Annotated in this window: 17 protein-coding genes and 1 pseudogene; 14 read left to right on the plus strand and 4 right to left on the minus strand. The window is 71.8% G+C overall.

The features are described from left to right. Positions 1 to 141: 141 nt before the first annotated feature. The 4 genes and pseudogenes from ACFWPQ_RS26150 to ACFWPQ_RS26165 form a co-directional block, all read right to left on the minus strand. A complete protein-coding gene (locus tag ACFWPQ_RS26150; RefSeq protein ID WP_384039388.1) occupies positions 142 to 384 on the minus strand; it encodes a hypothetical protein in 243 nt (80 codons plus the stop codon). A gap of 363 nt (positions 385 to 747) precedes the next feature. Further along, a pseudogene (locus tag ACFWPQ_RS26155) lies at positions 748 to 963 on the minus strand (catalase-related domain-containing protein); the annotation flags it as partial. A 226-nt stretch (positions 964 to 1189) separates the two neighbouring features. Continuing rightward, positions 1190 to 2083 carry a 2-hydroxy-3-oxopropionate reductase gene (locus ACFWPQ_RS26160; RefSeq protein WP_384039391.1) on the minus strand — a complete coding sequence of 298 codons (894 nt, stop codon included), beginning with the start codon at positions 2081 to 2083 and terminating at the stop codon, positions 1190 to 1192. Positions 2084 to 2122: 39 nt separating this feature from the next. Further along, complete coding sequence (locus ACFWPQ_RS26165; protein ID WP_384039394.1) at positions 2123 to 2953, minus strand: TIM barrel protein; 831 nt, start codon at positions 2951 to 2953, stop codon at positions 2123 to 2125. Between the two features lie 133 nt (positions 2954 to 3086). On the opposite strand from ACFWPQ_RS26165, the gene polX reads away from it, so the two are divergent. The 14 genes from polX to ACFWPQ_RS26235 all read left to right on the plus strand — a co-directional run bounded on the left by polX (position 3087) and on the right by ACFWPQ_RS26235 (position 17762). Next, the gene (gene polX / locus ACFWPQ_RS26170) at positions 3087 to 4826 is read left to right on the plus strand and encodes a DNA polymerase/3'-5' exonuclease PolX (RefSeq protein ID WP_384039397.1); all 1740 of its coding nucleotides are present in this window, start codon (positions 3087 to 3089) and stop codon (positions 4824 to 4826) included. A 201-nt stretch (positions 4827 to 5027) separates the two neighbouring features. After that, on the plus strand, positions 5028 to 5681 hold the full coding sequence (locus tag ACFWPQ_RS26175; protein WP_384039400.1) for a Crp/Fnr family transcriptional regulator: 654 nt from the start codon (positions 5028 to 5030) through the stop codon (positions 5679 to 5681). Between the two features lie 152 nt (positions 5682 to 5833). After that, a complete protein-coding gene (locus tag ACFWPQ_RS26180; RefSeq protein WP_384039402.1) occupies positions 5834 to 6718 on the plus strand; it encodes a hypothetical protein in 885 nt (294 codons plus the stop codon). After that, positions 6715 to 8928: a hypothetical protein gene (locus ACFWPQ_RS26185; RefSeq protein ID WP_384039404.1), complete on the plus strand. Its 2214-nt coding sequence runs from the start codon at positions 6715 to 6717 to the stop codon at positions 8926 to 8928. The genes ACFWPQ_RS26180 and ACFWPQ_RS26185 overlap by 4 nt, the downstream gene beginning before the upstream one ends. Then, entirely contained in the window at positions 8925 to 10043 is a 1119-nt protein-coding gene (locus ACFWPQ_RS26190; RefSeq protein ID WP_384039406.1) for a hypothetical protein, read from the plus strand. The genes ACFWPQ_RS26185 and ACFWPQ_RS26190 overlap by 4 nt, the downstream gene beginning before the upstream one ends. Continuing rightward, positions 10040 to 11581, plus strand: coding sequence for a protein phosphatase 2C domain-containing protein (locus tag ACFWPQ_RS26195; protein ID WP_384039410.1), 1542 nt, complete (start codon positions 10040 to 10042; stop codon positions 11579 to 11581). The genes ACFWPQ_RS26190 and ACFWPQ_RS26195 overlap by 4 nt, the downstream gene beginning before the upstream one ends. After that, positions 11578 to 12771, plus strand: a complete 1194-nt coding sequence (locus tag ACFWPQ_RS26200) for a hypothetical protein (protein WP_384039413.1) — start codon at positions 11578 to 11580, stop codon at positions 12769 to 12771. The genes ACFWPQ_RS26195 and ACFWPQ_RS26200 overlap by 4 nt, the downstream gene beginning before the upstream one ends. A 49-nt stretch (positions 12772 to 12820) precedes the next feature. Then, positions 12821 to 13498 (plus strand): VWA domain-containing protein, encoded by a 678-nt coding sequence (locus ACFWPQ_RS26205; RefSeq protein WP_384039415.1) that lies wholly within the window; start codon positions 12821 to 12823, stop codon positions 13496 to 13498. Positions 13499 to 13676: 178 nt separating this feature from the next. After that, positions 13677 to 13931, plus strand: a complete 255-nt coding sequence (locus ACFWPQ_RS26210) for a hypothetical protein (protein WP_384039418.1) — start codon at positions 13677 to 13679, stop codon at positions 13929 to 13931. Next, on the plus strand, positions 13928 to 14296 hold the full coding sequence (locus ACFWPQ_RS26215; RefSeq protein ID WP_384039420.1) for a helix-turn-helix domain-containing protein: 369 nt from the start codon (positions 13928 to 13930) through the stop codon (positions 14294 to 14296). The genes ACFWPQ_RS26210 and ACFWPQ_RS26215 overlap by 4 nt, the downstream gene beginning before the upstream one ends. Positions 14297 to 14433: 137 nt before the next feature. Then, on the plus strand, positions 14434 to 14946 hold the full coding sequence (gene uraD / locus ACFWPQ_RS26220; protein WP_384039423.1) for a 2-oxo-4-hydroxy-4-carboxy-5-ureidoimidazoline decarboxylase: 513 nt from the start codon (positions 14434 to 14436) through the stop codon (positions 14944 to 14946). 4 nt (positions 14947 to 14950) lie between these two features. Continuing rightward, positions 14951 to 15355 carry a hydroxyisourate hydrolase gene (uraH, locus tag ACFWPQ_RS26225; RefSeq protein ID WP_384039426.1) on the plus strand — a complete coding sequence of 135 codons (405 nt, stop codon included), beginning with the start codon at positions 14951 to 14953 and terminating at the stop codon, positions 15353 to 15355. 4 nt (positions 15356 to 15359) lie between these two features. Next, positions 15360 to 16265, plus strand: coding sequence for a factor-independent urate hydroxylase (gene pucL, locus ACFWPQ_RS26230; protein WP_384039429.1), 906 nt, complete (start codon positions 15360 to 15362; stop codon positions 16263 to 16265). A gap of 120 nt (positions 16266 to 16385) precedes the next feature. Next, positions 16386 to 17762, plus strand: a complete 1377-nt coding sequence (locus ACFWPQ_RS26235) for an 8-oxoguanine deaminase (protein ID WP_384039432.1) — start codon at positions 16386 to 16388, stop codon at positions 17760 to 17762. Positions 17763 to 17956 lie beyond the last annotated feature (194 nt).

The raw sequence follows: 17956 nt of genomic DNA on the forward strand, positions 1-17956 counted from the left end.
GTCGGTGACTCGGTGCCCGCCGCCCCCGTGCCGGCGGGCACCGTGTGACGTGAATATGCCCGCCGACTACGGCGGTTGAAGCATCCTGAACAGAGTTCAGAGCTTTATTTGAGGATCGGCCTGCGTGTTCGTCCCGGTACATCAGCTTTCGGGATGCTCGGTCAGTCCCGGCCAGTCGTCCGGGCCGCCGCCCTGCCACTCGATGAGGTCGCTCTCCTCGACCTCGATCCGGTCCAGGTCGGCCATCCGCAGGATCTCGATCACGTCGTCGAGGTGGGAGGCGATCCCGAGGGTCACGTCGCCCTCGGTGACCCGCCGGGAGCCGTCCAGGGCCGGCGCGTGCACGACGATGTGCGGAAACTCCGTCGGTGGATGTGCTGTCATGCCTCAAGGCTCCTGCGGCGGAGGCGGAAACGCACGCCGAAGCGCCGGACGCGGGCGGTTCCGCGCCCGGCGCTGTCCGGCGCTCAGGGAGTCCGTGAGGCTCTCCCGCGGTGTGGCCGTCCGACGGCGCGAGGCTGGGCGCGACAGGACGTTCGCGCCGCCGGACGGGGCTCGGGGAGGGTGGCTGGGACCGCGGCGGCTGCGACGGAACCGGGGGTGCTTCCCTCTGGTCGGGAAGAGCGCCCGGTTCCTTCACCACCGCACTGGCTCGCACGCCGCCGCGGTCCTCGCCCCGCCCGCGCACCGACACCGACCGGCCACCCCTCATCCGGGCCGGTCGGCCGCCGCGGGCCGTCTGTGGGGTCAGTCCTCGCGCAGGGCGCGGACCGCCTCCGCCACGCGCCTGCCGTACTCCGGGTGGGCGGCGTGGAAATGGGTCGGGTTCTTCTCGATCACGTCGTCGCGGGAGACCCGGGAGCCCCGGGAGAGGCCGCCGGCGATGTCGGCGGGCAGGTGCCGCCGCTCCTCCTCGGACAGCAGTCGGCGCACCTCGCCGGCCCGCGGGAGGCCGTCGTCCTTGCCCCGCTCGATCGCCGCCACGACGACCGGCACCCGGCGGGCGGTCCCGGGGGTGTGTGCCCGGAAGTCCCGGACGGTGTCCGGCTCCTGACGGCTCGTGAAGGGACCGAGGAACACCGGGGTGCCGCTCCCGACGAGGTCGTCGTGGTTCCCGGGCGGCGCCGGCACCTGGGCGCGACAGGACAGTTGTCGGCGCCGGCGCCGCCCGGAAGTCCTGGGGGTCGGCTCAGACCTGGGCGCCGGACAGGCGCTCCACCGAGCGGAGCAGTGCGGAGTGGTCCAGGCCGCCGTCGCCCTGCGCGCGCAGGGAGGCGACCAGCTGTGCCACCACGGCACCGACCGGAAGGGCGGCGCCGACGTTGCGGGCCGCGTCCGTCACGATGCCCATGTCCTTGTGGTGCAGGTCGATTCGGAAGCCCGGCCTGAAGTCGCGGTTCAGGAAGTTGTCCTTCTTCCGCGTCAGTACGGTCGAGCCGGCCAGGCCGCCGTTCAGGACGTCCAGCGCGGCCGCCAGGTCCACGCCGGACTTCTCCAGGAAGACCACGGCCTCGGCGCACGCCTGGATGTTCACGGCGACGATCAGCTGGTTGGCGGCCTTCACGGTCTGACCGGAGCCGTGCGGACCGCACAGCACGATGGTCCTGCCCAGCGCCTCGAAGATCGGCTTCGCGCTGTCGAAGTCGGCCTGCTCGCCGCCGACCATGATGGAGAGCACGGCCTCGACGGCCCCGGCCTCGCCGCCGGAGACGGGCGCGTCGAGCACGCGGATGCCCTTGTCCCGCGCCGCCTTCGCCAGGTCGACGGAGGTCTGCGGGGTGATGGACGACATGTCGATGAGGAGAGTGCCGGACCCGGCGTTGTCGAGGATGCCATCCGGGCCGTAGGCGATGGCCTCGACCTGCGGTGACGCGGGCACCATCGTGATGACCACGTCGGCGCCCCGCACGGCCTCGGCGATCGAGGCGGCCGCGGTGCCGCCGGCGGCGGTCAGCCGGTCCAGCTTGTCCTGCTCCAGCGTGAAGCCGGTGACGTCGTAACCCGCCTTGACCAGGTTCTCGGACATGGGGGAGCCCATGATGCCGAGGCCTATCCAGGCGATCTTGGGGAGTGTGTTGCTCATCGGGGGTGCCTCTCTGCCTGCTCTGCAAAGTCGGGGAGTTCAGCGCGCTTCGCGCGGGAGCCACTCGAAGGCGTCGGCGCTCGGGCGGTCGCCCGCCTTGTACTCCAGGCCCACCCAGCCGTCGTAACCGGCCTTCCGCAGCTGGTCGAGGAGGTCGTCGAGGGGGAGTGAGCCGGTGCCCGGGGCGCCGCGGCCCGGGTTGTCGGCGATCTGGACGTGGCCCGTCCTCGGCGTGTACCGCTCGATCACCGACGGCAGGTCCTCGCCGTTCATGGACAGGTGGTAGAGGTCCATGAGGAAGCGCGCGTTGCCGAGCCCGGTGGCCTCGTTGACCCTGTCGACGACCTCGACGGCGGCCGGCGCCGACACCAGCGGATACCGCGGCGACTCGGGCCTGTTCAGCGCCTCGACCAGCAGCAGCGCGCCGATCCGGTCGGCCGCGCGCGCCGCGAGCGCCAGGTTCTCCAGCGCCAGGGCGTCCTGCTCGGCTGGGTCCACGCCGTCGACGCGGTTGCCGTACAGCGCGTTGAGGGCCGTGCAGCCGAGCGACTCCGCGAAGCCTGCCGCGACGTCGATGTTGGCGCGGAACCTCTCCGACTCCGCGCCGGGGAGCGACAGGGCGCCCCGGTCGGGGCCGGGGAGCTGTCCGGCGTAGAAGTTCAGGCCGGTCAGCCGGACGCCCGCGTCCTCGATCGCCTTCTTCAGCGCGTCGAGCTCGGAGCGCTCGGGGGTGGGGGAGTCGACCCAGGGCCACCACAGCTCGACCGCCGAGAAGCCGGCCGCGGCGGCGGCCGCCGGGCGCTCCAGGAGCGGGAGTTCCGTGAAGAGGATCGACAGGTTGACGTTGAAGCGCTGCTCTGCAAATCCCATGGGGGCCGGCGCTCCCTTCCGTTGGCTGCTTTTCCGTATTACGGAAGTTGATTTCTGCTTAATGGAAGACTGCCTGTGAACGGGGAGAGCTGTCAAGAGCGCCCGCGCAGAACCGGCGCCCTACCCTGAAGGCATGGCTCGGTCCAACGACGAGGTGGCCGCACTGCTCCAGGAGTACGCGGACCTGATCTCGATCACCGGCGGAGACGCGTTCAAGGCGCGGGTCTACGAGAAGGCCGCCCGGTCCCTCGGCGGCCACCACGCCGATGTCTCCACCCTCGACCTCAAGGGGCTGCAGGAGATCCCCAACGTCGGGAAGTCGATCGCCCAGAAGGTCCGCGAGTACTTCGACAGCGGCCGGGTGGCCGCCGTCGAGGAGCTGCGGGCGAAGATCCCGGACGGGGTCCGGCGACTGACGGCCATCCCCACCCTCGGCCCGAAGAAGGCCATGGCGGTCTACGAGGAGCTGGGCGTCTCGTCGGTGGACGAACTCGCCGACGCCATCCGCGACGAACGGCTGCGCGACCTCAAGGGCTTCGGCCCGAAGACGGAGGAGAACATCCTCCACGGCATCGAACTGCTCCGGTCCTCCGGCGGGCGGGTGCAGATCGACGTGGCCATGGAGCTGGCCGAGGACATCGTCGGAGCGCTCTCCGCGGTGACCGGCTGCGAGCGGTGCACGTACGCCGGCTCACTGCGCCGGATGCGCGAGACCATCGGTGACATCGACATCCTCGCCGCGGCGGAGGACTCCGCGCCGCTCATGCGGGCGTTCACCGGGCTGCCGTACGTCACCGAGGTCATCGGGCAGGGCGGCACCAAGACGTCCGTGCGCACCGGCAGGGGCCTCAATGTGGACCTGCGCGTCGTACCGCCGGACTCCTGGGGCGCGGCCCTCCAGTACTTCACCGGCTCGAAGGCCCACAACATCCGCACCCGGGAGATCGCGGTGCACCAGAAGCTCAAGCTCTCCGAGTACGGGCTCTTCGACGTCGAGAGCGGCGAGAAGATCGTCTCCGGGACCGAGGAGGAGGTGTACGCCCGGCTCGGCCTGCCGTGGATCCCGCCGACGCTGCGCGAGGACCGCGGGGAGATCGAGGCCGGGCTGCGCGACGAACTGCCCGAACTGGTCACCGAGGCCGACCTCCGCGGTGACCTGCACACCCACACCGACCTCACGGACGGGCTCGCCCCGCTGGAGGAGATGGCCGAGGCGGCCGCCGCGCGCGGCTACGCCTACTACGCGGTCACCGACCACGCGCCCGACCTGGCGATGCAGCGCATGACCGACGAGCGGATGCTGGCCCAGCGGGAGCAGGTGCGCGAGCTGGACGGCGCGTATCCCGTCAAGGGGCGGCGCGGCGGGCTGCGGCTGCTGCACGGCACCGAGCTGAACATCGGCCCCGAGGGCGAGGTGGACTGGCCGGACGACTTCCTCGCCGGCTTCGACCTGTGCGTCGCTTCCGTGCACTCGCACTTCAGGCAGAGCCGCGAGCAGCTGACCCGGCGGCTCGTGCGGGCCTGCGAGAACCCGTACGTCAACGTCATCGGCCACCCCACCACCCGCCTCATCGGCAAACGGCCCGGCATCGACGCCGACCTCGACGCGGTCTTCGCCGCCTGCGCCCGCACCGGCACGGCCCTGGAGATCAACGCCCACCCGCACCGCCTCGACCTGCGCGACGAGGACATCCTGCGGGCCCGCCGGCACGGCGTGAAGTTCGCCGTCGACAGCGACGCCCATGCCGTCCCGCACCTCGCCAACATGCGCTACGGCATCGGCACCGCCCAGCGCGGCTGGCTCACCAGGGACGACGTGATCAACACCTGGCCGGAGCGGCGGCTGCGGGGGTTCCTGCGCAAGGGCCGGTGAGACCCGGTCGGTGACCGGAGCGGCAAACCCATGGTTCTGGGGCAAACGCCTCACTACGCGGAACTTCCGCCCCTACAGTGGTCGTCCCGGGCGCCCGGCCGCAGCCGAGCACCCGACCGGAACGGGGGAGGGGGAGTTCCTGTGCGGGACGACGTACGTTCGGCGCCGGAGCCCGGTTTACGTCATGTGTCAGCGTTACAGGTGTTCAGTTCGGAGCACCTGACCCTGCTGTACGGCGCGGGTGTGGTGGAGACCTGGCGGCACGGCGACGTGCTGCTGCGCCAGGGAGAACGAGGCGACCGGGCGATCCTGTTGCGCAAGGGCGTCGTGAAGGTCGTGTCCGAGTCCGTGGGCGGCTACACCAGCCTGCTTGCCTTCAGGGGAGCCGGGGAGCTGGTGGGCGAACTCTCCTGCATCGACGGCGGAACACGCTCGGCTTCGGTGATCGCGACGCAGGACGGGCACGGGGTCGCGGTGTCCGGCAGCAGGTTCACCGCACTGCTGCGTGCCAACGGAGACCTCGGTCTCGCGGTGCTCCGGAGCGTCGGTGCACGGCTGCGGCACGCCGACGTTCAGCGTGAGGCGCTGGGTGCCGAGCCCGCCGCGACACGGGTGGCACGGCTGCTCGTGGAGATGGCCGGCCGGTACGGCGCGGACGCGTCGGCCTGGGCCCCGACGGCACGGTCGGTGCGGATCACGCAGTACGAGCTGGCGAGCGCGGTGGGCACGTCGCGGGAGTCCGTCGTGCGGACCCTGCGCGAACTGCAGGCCTGCGAACTGGTCGCCACCCAGAGAGGCGTCATCGTGGTCCTGGACCCCGCCTCGCTCGCCACCTGGGAACCGGATCGGCCCTGACCGGACGCCGGCCAACTGCTCTCCAGTGGGTCATTTGATGCGGAAGAGAGGGCGGGGCATCGGCTTGTCTGGGGTGCGGCGGTCGTCGGAGCGCGCCCGGGGGAAGCCCGGCGGCCGCTGTCCCACGTGAACGAAGGAGAGGTGCATCCGGCATGGACGGCATGGACGGCAAACCGCGTTACTACCTCATCGTGGTCATCGACATAGAGCGATTCGGCCGCCGCACGGACCCCATGCAGCGATGGCTGCGGGAACAGCTCTACGCCATCGTCGACAAGGCGCTGGAGCAGGCGGGAGTCGGCACCGACGACGTGGCGGCCACGAGCGACCGGGGGGACGGCTGCTTCCTCCTGTTGCGTCCGTCGGTCTCCAAACTCGACCTGACCACCAGCTTCCTGGACGCCCTGCAGACCGGTCTGCGCGGTCACGCACAGCGCGGCAACGAGGAGACCGCCTTGCGGGTGCGCGTCGCGCTGCATGCCGGCGAGGTGTCACAGGACAGGCGCGGCTGGGTGGGCGAAGCGCTCAACACCGCGTGCCGGCTCGTGGACCTGGACGCGCTGCGGACCACCCTCGCAGCGGCCTCCCGTTCCGGCCTGGCGCTGGCCGTGACCGCGGACTGGCACGCCGCGGTCGTCCGCCACGACTACCCCGAGCTTCCGGCGTCCGGTTTCCGTGAACTGCCTTTCATGGCGAAGGAGATCACCTCCCGGGCCTGGCTGCGCGTCCCCGGCTACGACGAACCCCCGGGGCTGGGCGCCCCGGCCCCGGCCCCCGAGCACCCGACGCCGTCCGCACCCCCTCCCGCCACGGACGCGTCCGCCACGCGCGCGTCGGCCGCGGACCCCGCGTCCGTCGCCGCGACCCCGGGCCCCGTGGCTCCGGCCCCGCCGGCCCCTCCGGCCGGCGGTAACCACGGCCCCTTCGCCGGTGCCGTCTTCCACAACCCGGGCCGGGTGTACGGCGGGAACCACTACGAAGGCCTCGCGCCGGACGAGGCGCACACCGACTCCGCCCGGAACGGGGACGGCGCATGACGGAGGAATCCGCCCAGGGCTCCGCCCAGCACGGCCCGGAGAACACCTCGCCCGCCCAGGAGGGCGAGGTCTTGTCCCCGGTGTCCGCAGGCCCGGCGGACACCCCGGAGCTCGGCGTCGACGACATCCGCCGCGCCCTGTCGGCACGCGCGGCCCAGCCCGGCTCGACGGACGAACGCCTCGACGCGGAGCGGGACGCCCGTTCCTACCTCTCGCGCTTCGCACAGTCACGGATCACCGGTGAACGGGTGTACGGCGGAGACCACATCGAGGTGCTCCTCGGCCAGGGCCGCCGCTCCGTCCGCGCCTACCAGCTGTCGGCCCAGGACATCGACCTCGTCTCCTCGGCCTTCCTGCCTCCGGCGTCCTACGACGCCCTGCTGCGCGACAGCGAGCCCTTCCGCGTGGTTCTGCTCAGCGGCGCCCAGGGCCACGGAAAGTACGCCGTGGCACAACGGCTGCTGCTGGCACGCGGGCACACCACCCTGCAGTGCCTGGAGCCGGACGCCGACCTGACGCTGCTCGAGGAGACGTCGCTGCGGCCGGGCCACGGTTACCTGCTCCAGGAGCTCAACCCCGCGGGCACGGCCCCTCCGTTCACCGGCTTCGAACTCCACCGCCTCAACTCGGTGATGCGCGCACGGAACTGCCGCCTGGTCGTCACCCTGCGCGACGGTGCGCGCACGGCGGATCCCGAACTCGACAAGCAGACCTTCCCGGTGAGCGGGCCGCCCGCACCGTGGGACGTCTTCGAGAGGCACCTGCGCTGGTGGCTGGGCCCGCAGCGGACGAGACGGGCGGAGGAGCTGCTCCGCGCCCCGGAGGCGGCCGCACTCTTCGCCGAGCCGCAGGCGGTCGGCGCGTCGCTCGCCAGGGCGGCCGAGAACGCCCGTCTGCTCTCCGAGTCGTCGGCCGCGCCGGCGGACGCCGTGCGCCAGGTCAGGGAACACGGCTCGCTGCGCGACGCGGAGGAGTTCGAGAAATGGTTCAACGGCCTGGCGGACCTTCCCACGCAGTGCGTGGCCGTCGCCACGGCGGTCTTCGGCGGAGAGGCCTACGAGACCGTGTCCACGCTCGCCACCTCGCTCGGCCGACGGCTCCAGCCGCCGCCCACCGCCGAACACCCCGAACGTCCCCGCAACGAGGCGGTCACCGCGACCCGCGCGACGCGGCTGCGCCGGCTCAACGCCTCGCTCGTCGGAGCACAGGTCGCTTCCCGGCACGGTGGCGCCCCCGCGAAGGTCGTGCGCTTCGACGACTCCCGGATGGCGAGCCGTGTCCTGCAGAACGTGTGGGAGGAGTACGACGTCCTGCGCCACCAGCTGCCGGGCTGGTTGAAGGACTGCGCGAGCCATGAACTGGCCACCGTCCGGACCAGGGCGGCGGTCGCCGTCGGGTTCCTGGCCGAGCTGTCCTTCGACAGTCTGCGGACGGGGGTCCTGCAGCCCTGGGCCAGGAGCCCCGCGCGAGTGCTGCGCGAGGCCGCCGCGACGGCCCTGGTCATCGCCGCCGAGAATCCCGAACTCGCCTCACCGGTAAGGGACCTGATCCAGGCGTGGGCAGGCGGTGACGCGGTTCTGCGGGCCACGGCGGCGCGCGCCTGGACCGCCTTCGGGCGCTCCGGCGCCGGTAACGCCGGTGAGGCCGTCGCTCTTCTCGACACGCTCGCCGCCACCGACAGCGCGGAGATCATCGAGGCGATCTGCCTGGGGGTCACCGAGGCGCTCGCCGCGACGGACGGCCATGAGGCGCGCGACGCCCTCCACCTGCTCCGGCACTGGATCTCCCGCCGTGACGCACAGCGCCGGACCGTCGGGGAGCTGTCCTTCCTCTTCGCGGCGGCCGACCTGCTGGAGGACATGCCGGCACGCGGCGGCGAGCCGCACCGCCGGTGGCCCAAGCTGCTGGCGCTGGCCTCCCGCGACCCCGTGCGCCAGCGGGACATCGCGCTGCTCTGGGACGCGGTGCTCCAGTCCCCCGAGACCTACGAGGCGGCCACCCAGGTCCTCACGGAATGGGCCCGCACGGTGGACGCGGACCCCTCGGGCCGCCGCGCGCTGGCCCGGCTGCTGCACGCGGCGGCACCGACCGACCGCAGCAGACGCTTCCTGCTGCGCCATGTCTCCACCTGGAACGCACCCGACAGCCGTGCCGCCCGCAGCGCCGGGCAGATCCTGAGCCACTTCGACAGCAAAGGCAGCACATCATGACCATGTCCGATCCCGAGCAGCTGATCGCGGGTCCGTGGCCCGCCGGGATGGTGAACCGGGGGGAGACACCGCGGCCGGGAACGGCTCTCGTGTTCTCGCTCGACACCGGCGAACCCGTCGTGGTGGACCGCAGGCCGTCCTTCTTCGAGTCGTCGCGGTTCCACTACCGCTACGAGGTGGACATCACCGACCACCACACCGACTGGCAGGACTCCCTGCCCAGCCGGACCAGGGGATTCGGCTTCCAGGCCGAGATCAGCACAGCCTGGCGGGTCAGTTCACCGGACGTGGTGGTGAAACGCCGCCTCACCACCGTGGCCACGGCGGAGTCGCTGGTGCGGGGCGTGCTCAACGACCTGCTGCGTCCGCTCACGCGGGGGTTCGACATCGAGGACGTCGCCCGCGCGGAGGACTCGGCGAACCGCTCCCTGCGCAGCCGCGAGCACCCCTTCGACGCCGGGCTGACGGTCTTCGCCTGCGCGGTCCGGCTCGGTCTGGACGAGACCGCCGAACGCCAACTGCGCCAGCACCGCGACCTGGCCTGGCAACGGGAGCATGCCGAGCTCACCCACCAGGTCAACCGGGTCCAGACCGAGGGCGAACAGGAGCTGACCTCCCTGGTGGAGGAGCACGAGGCACGACGCGTACGGCAGCGGACCGCCGCGCTGCAGGCCGCCCAGCAGGGCGAGGGAGGGCTCCTGATGCACCTTGTCGCACAGGATCCCAGCCAGTTGCGCAGCATCCTCCAGGAGATCGCCGCCAGACAGGACATGGCACTGGAGCGGAAACAGACCCTGCTGCGGGACCTCAAGGGCGACCTGCACCCCGCCGAGTACGCCGAGTGGGTCCAGCGGTTCATGGGCGAGCCGCTCCCGTACGCCGGCCCCGCGCTGGGCGGCGGGACTCCGCCGCCCCTTCCCCGGTCCCAGCCCCCCGCGCCCCTCGGAACGGAGAACAGCGCGGCCGGTGGGCCCCGACCGGAGCCCGCCACGGGCACCGGCGGCCCGCGGCCGGAGGAACCGGGCAGCGGAGTCGTCAGCTGGAAGCCGGTCGGCGGGCGCCGCTCCCCGGCCCACGGCGACCGGACCCGGGGCGAGGAGGACGACAAGGGATGACGCAGGATCCCCCCGGTCACGACCACGGCCACGAGCAGGGATACACGTACCCCTACGACCACGCCCGGCCGCAGGGCCCGAAGTCCGCGGGGCGCGGGCCCGGCAGGCTGCCGGGCGGAGTGCCGGTCGGCGCGCCGGGCGGTCAGCCGCCCGGTCATCACCGCGGCACGTCCGCAGGACGCTGGCGTGCCGCCGGTGTCATCGGCTGGAGCACGGCACTGCTGGCACTGCTGGCGGGCATTCTGGGAGGAATCATGGCGGGGCCCTACGGCGCGACTGCCGGGCTGGTCGTGGGAGCGATCGCCGGCTTCCTCGCGGGAGAGGCGGTCATGGCGGTCACCTCGCGAAAGCAGGACGAGCAGACGATCCCGGGAGGCGCCGCCGACGGTCCGCGGCAGGGCACCGGCCCGTCCCCGGTCTCCTCGCCGCATGCCCCGGCCTCGCGGAACGGCAACCCTGTCCCCGCCGGGTGGAACGGCACGACCACCCCGGCCGCGTGGCAGAGCCCCCCTTCCCCCGCGGACGAGCGTCCGCCCGGGTCCGGTCCCGTCGGCGGGGTGGAACGGGTCGCGCCGACGCGGCCGGTGGCGGAGCCGGCGGTTCCGGTGGTCCCGCCGGTTCCGGCGGTCCCCGCGGGGAGGAAGCGCGTCCCGTCCGGGGCGGCGTGGGCCTGCCCGCCGCCCCCGGTGATGTACCAGCCGTCCCGCCTCGCCGAGCTGCCCTGGCGGCTGCCGCAGCAGCCGGCGCCGCCGGGCATGGCGGCCGACTCCGCGCGGGTGGGTGATCTGGAGGTCCGTGCCGCCTCGGTGGTGGGACCCGGGCACCGGATCGACGAGACGGGTGCCGGCCCCCGGCAGGACTCGTACCGCATCGGCCGGGACGCCGCCGCTCGGCATCTGGTCGTGGCGGTCGCGGACGGCATGTCCGACAGCAGTCACTCCGACGCCGCGGCCGCCGTCGCCACCCTCTCTCTGGTCAACTCCCTGCGGCGCCAGCTGGACGAGGGCGTACCGCTCTTCCACCTCGATCACGGCAGCGCCTTTCTGGAAGCGGCGCGGCACGTCCACGCCCACGCCAGCCAGCGCCAATGGCCCGCCGACAGTGTGCGCACCGTCGCCGTGGCGGCCGTCGTCCCCGCCGGCGCGGCACCGAACGGCGACCGCGACGTCTGGATCGCCGGACTCGGCGACACCGGCGCCTGGGCACGCCGGCCGCAGCGCTGGGCCCAGGTGCTGGGCGAAAAGGAACAGGGGCCCGACGCCGGACGGCTCCGCACGTTTCTGCCGCACACCCCCGAAGCCGTCGAACGCCGTCACGTCTCGCTCGGCCCCGGCCAGGCGCTGGCCCTGACCACCGACGGGGTGGGCGACGCGCTCGCGGAACTGCCGCAGGCCCACGACTGGTTCCACCACCACTGGGCCGCCCCGGTCACCGCCCTGGACCTGCTGCTGCACATCAGTTACGACTCCCACCAGCGAAACGACGACCGGACCGCCGTCGTGGTCTGGACCCCGTCCGCGGACGGAGGACGGCGATGAGGACCTGGTCGGACCACCCCTTCCCGGACGACGTCCCGTTGTCCTCGGTCGAACTCGCCGGGGAGAACCTGGGCGGAGGCGGCCAGGCGCACACGGTGGACCGCCTGGCGGACCGTCCCGGCTGGGTCGCCAAGCTGTACAAGTCGCCCATGGCCCCGGCGGAGGCGGCCACACTGAGGCGCCTCGTGGCGCTGCCGCGCTCGATGACACAGGCGGATCTGGGGACGCTGGACCGCAGTGCCGCCTGGCCGGTCTCCCGCATCACGGACGGGGACCGGACGGTCGGTGTCGTCATGGCCGAGGCGCCGTCCCGCTTCTACGTGCCGTTCAACCTCCGTGGCGGGCGGCGCAGCGAGCCACGGGAGCTCCAGCTCGACCATCTGGTGAAGGACGCGGCCTACCTCAAGGCCATCGGGGTGCACCCGCCCGCGCGTCAGCGCAGGCTGGAGATCGCCTGCCGGTTCCTGGAGCTGGGCGCCGTCCTGGAACGGCACGACGTCGTCTACGGCGACTGGTCCTACCGGAACGCGCTGTGGGACCAGGACAGCGACTCGGTGTACCTGCTCGACATGGACTCCTGCGGCATCGGCACCCGGTCGTGGATCGCATCGCCCGACTGGAGCGATCCGGCGTTCCCCGAAGGCACCCCGCTGACCGTCCCGACCGACCGGTACCGGATGGCCCTGCTCGCCCTGCGCTGCATCACCGGTGCGCGGGGCGAACCGCTGGAGAGTCTCAGCAGGCTGGAGCGCGACTGGCCGGCGAGCGACACCTTCCCCGCGCTGCTCCGGCAGGCACTCGACCGCGGCGATCTCCGGAACCGTCCGCGGACGGCGACGCTGCTGAAGGCGTTGCGGAGTCCGGGCGGCACCGGGGCCCAGGCGGACGTCGCGCCGGGCAGCAATGTCACCGGCTTCCGCCAGGTACGCCACCGCCCTGCGGCGAAGACCTCCGGCGCGACGACCTCCGGCGCGAAGGCAACGGGTGGGACGGCCTCGGGCGGGACGGCCCGTACGGCCGAGCCGCACACCCGGGGTCCGGCGCCGCAACCGGCCGCGACCGCGGCTCCCGGGCCGGGGTCCCACCCGTCACCGGCGGGGAACGGCAAGGGCGCGGCTCAGTTCATCGGCTGTTGCGTCGCCCTGGCCCTTCTCGCGCTGTTCGTCGTCCTCCTCGTCCTCTGGGCGTGACCCGTCCCGCAACCGCGCCCCGTCACCAGGCAACTCGAAAAGGATCACCATGAGTTACGCACCGTCGTCCGGCCTGCCCATGTACGTGGTGCTGGACACCTCGGGCTCCATGCAGAAGTCCGAGCACCTGCTCAACCAGACGCTGGAGACGATCTACGACACCATCGACACGACCCCGCAGGTCAAGGAGTTCGTCCACCTGTCCGTGCTGTCGTTCAACAGCCGGCCCCATGTCGTCACCCAGATGACGGACTTCGACGACGTGAACCACCTGCCCACGGTCACGTGTTCCGGACGCACCAACTTCGGCCCCATGTTCCAGCTGGTGCGCACCCGGATCGAGGCGGATGTGCCCGCCCTGGTCGACAAGGGAGTCCGCGTGCTGCGGCCCGTCGTCTTCATCCTCACGGACGGCATTCCCACGGACAAGGAGGATCTGCCGAACGACCCCTGGGAGAACCATCTGGACGACCTGCTGGACCCTCAGTGGAAGACGAGGCCCCACATCATCGCCTACGGCTTCGGCAACGCTCGCGAAGAGGTGATCAAGAGGATCGCCACCGTCGCGGCCTTCGTGGCGGAGAAGTCGGACGACAACACGTCGGCCCTGCGGAACGCGCTGATCAGCTTCCTGCACTCCATGGTCGCCTCCGCCGCCAGCCGCAGGCTCGAGGTCCCGGAACAGGTCAAGGGCTACCGGACGGTCCCCCTCGACTACGTGGATTGATCTCGCGGATCAGGGCTGATCGCAGCGGAGGAGTCCGTTAAGGTCGTGTCGGAACGACAGACCGGGGTTGCGACGGACCGCGTGTTCGGCCCCTTGGCGGGCGTATGTGCCCCGGCTGTGCCCTCTCGGTCGGAAGAGTGAGAGAACGCGCAGGTCAGAGCCGTGCCATGGGGGCGCAATGCGATTGAAAGTGGAGTTCACCACCGAGCCCTTCGACCTCGACGAGGCCCCTGCGCACGCGCTGGTCGCCCGTGAGGTCATCGAGGCGGCCGCGCTGGACGCGGTGGACGTCGGGCCGTTCGGGAACACGGCGGAGGGCGGCTCCGACGCCGTGCTCGGTGCCGTGGACGCGCTGCTGCGCAGGGCCCTGGAGGCCGGGGCCACCCGGATCTCGCTCCAGGTCAACGTGGTGGGGGAGGGCGGCGACAAGTGACCGGAAACGGGGACGAGCCCTTCATCACCGCCGTGAAGCCGCTGGTCGACGCCATGGGCGGGGAGATGCTCCCGCCCGACGAGGCCGGCCCCGACGACGTCGTGCTCGCCTGGGAGGGCGTCGACGTGGTCGCCGTACGGCTGCCGCAGCTCGCGGACTCCCTCGATCACATCCTGGCGGCCATGGAGCGCAAGCAGGGCAAGCCGCTGGCCGACCTGGACCGCAAGGCGAAGCAGGAGGTCGTGCGCATACTGGAGGCGCGGGGCGCCTTCTCCGTACGGCACGGCGTGGAGACCGTGGCGAGCGCGCTCGGGGTGAGCCGCTTCACCGTCTACAACTACCTGAACCGCGAGAAGGATAACTGACCCACGGGGTGTGCCGGGGGTGCGTCCGGGGGTTGTTACGCGGAATTTTCAACAAAGTGTTGACGAAGGGTTCTGCAGGGAGTTAGCTACCGGCAGCCCGTTCAGCACGAAGGCCGCCCACGGCCACGGAGGCTCCCGTGACGTCGACTTCCACGCCCCCGGGCCTGGCCCGGTTCAACGACCTGGAGGAGCAGGCGGCCCTCGCCGCCCTCCACGAGGCGTGCGCCTCCACGGCGTGGGGCCGGCGCCTGCTCGCCGCCCGCCCCTACGCCACCCCGGAGGCCCTCTACTCCGCCGGCGACGCCGCCATGGCCGAGCTGAGCACGGCGGACCTGGCCGAGGCCATGGCCGGGCACCCGCCGATCGGCCGCCCCAAGCCGGGCGACCCCACCTCGGCCCGGGAGCAGTCCGGCATGGCCGGCGCCGCGGACGGCCTCAAGGCGGAGATGCTCGAACTCAACCTGGCCTACCAGGAGCGGTTCGGCCATGTCTTCCTGATCTGCGCCACCGGCCGCAGCGGCGAGGAGATGCGGGACGCGGTCAAGGAGCGGATCGGCAACCCGCCCGAGACGGAGCGGGAGATCGTCCGCACCGAGCTGGGCAAGATCAACCGTATCCGGCTCGCCCGACTCGTCGAAGAGGACGCCTGACGCCATGAGCACCAGCACCACCGCCTCCGTGTCCACCCACATCCTGGACACGAGCGTCGGCCGCCCCGCCCGGGACGTCGCCGTCCTGCTCTCCGCCCGCCCCGGCCGGGAAGCGGACTGGGAGGCGCTCGGCGGCTCCGCGACCGACGCGGACGGCCGGTGCAAGGACCTGCCGGCGCTGCCGGAGGGCACCACACACGTACGGCTCGACTTCGCCGTGGAGCCGTACTTCGAGAAGTCCGCGAAGAAGCAAGCCGATGCGCAGCAGGACGCCCCCGCGAATCGGGACAGCGGACCGGCCGTGTTCTTCCCGGAGGTGGCGATCACGTTCGCCGTCGTCCCGGGCGAGCACTACCACGTACCGCTGCTGCTCAACCCGTTCGGCTACTCCGTTTACCGAGGGAGCTAGCTCTATGCCTACGATTCTTGGACAGAACCAGTACGGCAAGGCCGAGAACCGGGTCGTGAAGATCACGCGGGACGGGGCCACCCACCACATCAAGGACCTCAACGTGTCGGTGTCGCTCTCCGGCGACATGGACGAGGTCCACTACTCCGGCTCCAACGCCAACGTCCTGCCGACCGACACCACCAAGAACACGGTGTTCGCGTTCGCCAAGGAGCACGGCATCGAGTCCGCCGAGCAGTTCGGCATCCACCTCGCCCGGCACTTCGTGACGAGCCAGGAACCGATCAGGACGGCCCGGATCCGTATCGAGGAGTACGCCTGGGAGCGCATCGAGCACTCCGGCAAGGGAGCGCACTCCTTCGTCCGCCAGGGCCAGGAGACCCGGCTCGCCCAGATCACCTACGACGGCGAGCGGTGGGAGGTCGTCTCCGGACTCAAGGACCTGGTCGTGATGAACTCGACCGACTCGGAGTTCTGGGGCTACGTCAAGGACAAGTACACGACCCTCCCCGAGGCGTACGACCGCATCCTGGCCACCCAGGTCTCCGCCCGCTGGCGCTTCAACTGGTCCGGCGACGAAGGGAAGACGCCCGACTGGGAGGAGTCCTACGAGCAGACGAGGAAGCACATGCTCCAGGCCTTCGCCGAGACCTACTCCCTCTCGCTCCAGCAGACCCTGTACCAGATGGGTTCGCGGATCATCGACCACCGCGGCGAGATCGACGAGGTCCGCTTCTCGCTCCCGAACAAGCACCACTTCCTGGTGGACCTGGAGCCGTTCGGGCTGAAGAACGCCACCGAGGACGGTGCCGTGTACTACGCCGCCGACCGGCCCTACGGCCTGATCGAGGCGACCGTCCTGCGGGACGGCTGCGAGGCGAAGATCCCGGTGGACCTCACCAACCTCTGACCAGACTCCCCACCTCGGCACCCGCGGCCGGCGGGGTTCCCGCTCCCCGGCCGCGGCACTCAAATCTCCAGGGTCCTGCCGTGCCCACATCACCAGTCCACTGAGCGAAAAGGACGAACCATGGCAGCAGACCAGCGCATCGTCATCGAGAACTGTTCGATCGCGACCGTCGACGCCCACGACACCGAGTACGCCGACGGGCACGTCGTCATCGCCGGCAACCGCATCGAGTCGCTCGGCGCGGGCCACGCCCCCGAGGGCCTGGAGAACGTCGTACGCCGGATCGACGCCACCGGCCACCTGGTGACCCCCGGCCTGGTCAACACCCACCACCACTACTACCAGTGGATCACCCGGGGCCTGGCCACCGACCACAACCTCTTCGACTGGCTGGTCGCGCTGTACCCGACCTGGGCGCGCATCGACGAGCCCATGGTGTACGCGGCCGCGCAGGGCTCGCTCGCGATGATGGCCCGGGGCGGCGTGACCACCGCGATGGACCACCACTACGTCTTCCCGAAGGGCTCCGGCGACCTGTCCGGCGCGATCATCCGCGCCGCCCGGGAGACGGGCGTCCGCTTCACCCTCGCCCGCGGCTCCATGGACCGCAGCGAGAAGGACGGCGGCCTGCCCCCGGACTTCGCCGTCGAGACCCTTGACGGTGCCCTCACCGCCACCGAGGCCACCGTCAAGGAGCACCACGACCCCTCCTTCGACGCGATGACCCAGGTGGCCGTCGCCCCCTGCTCGCCGTTCTCCGTCTCCACCGAACTCCTCCGCGAGGGCGCCCGGTTGGCCCGCCGCCTCGGGGTCCGGCTGCACACCCACGGCTCGGAGACCGTCGAGGAGGAGCAGTTCTGCAAGGAGCTGTTCGGGATGGGCCCGACCGACTACTTCGAGTCCACCGGCTGGCTCGGCGAGGACGTGTGGATGGCGCACTGCGTCCACATGAACGACTCCGACATCGCCGCGTTCGCCCGCACGAAGACCGGCGTCGCCCACTGCCCGTCCTCCAACGCCCGCCTCGCCGCAGGCATCGCCCGCGTCCCCGACATGCTCGCCGCCGGCGTCCCGGTCGGCCTCGGCGTCGACGGCACCGCGTCCAACGAGTCCGGCGAACTCCACACCGAACTGCGCAACGCCCTCCTCATCAACCGCCTCGGCGCGCACAAGGAGGCAGCGCTGGGCGCCCGCCAGGCGCTGCGCCTCGGGACGTACGGCGGCGCCCAGGTCCTCGGTCGCGCAAGCCAGATCGGCTCCCTCGAACCCGGCAAGCTCGCCGACCTGGTCCTCTGGAAGCTGGACACCCTCGCCCATGCCTCCATCGCCGACCCGGTGACCGCCCTGGTCCTCGGCGCGGCCGCCCCGGTCACCGCCTCCTTCGTGAACGGCCGGCAGATCGTCGAGGCGGGCCGCCTGCTGCACGTCGACGAGGACGCGATCGCCCGCTCCACCCGGGCCGAGGCCCAGCGGCTGGCGCAGCTCTCCGCGCGGTAACCCCGCTTCTCCGCAAGTCACTTGAGCTCCGGTCGGGAGGGACGGCTCCCGGCCGGTGGCCGTGGACCCCGAAACGGGCCCACGGCGGCCGTCTCCCGGGCGTGCGCAGCCCTGCGCGCGCCCGGGCACGGTCACCGTCCTTCGGTCCCTCCCCGCTCCCGGCTTCGCCCGAGCGGGAGGCGCCCCCACGACCG

This window comes from Streptomyces sp. NPDC058464, assembly GCF_042721035.1.
Classification (GTDB): domain Bacteria; phylum Actinomycetota; class Actinomycetes; order Streptomycetales; family Streptomycetaceae; genus Streptomyces.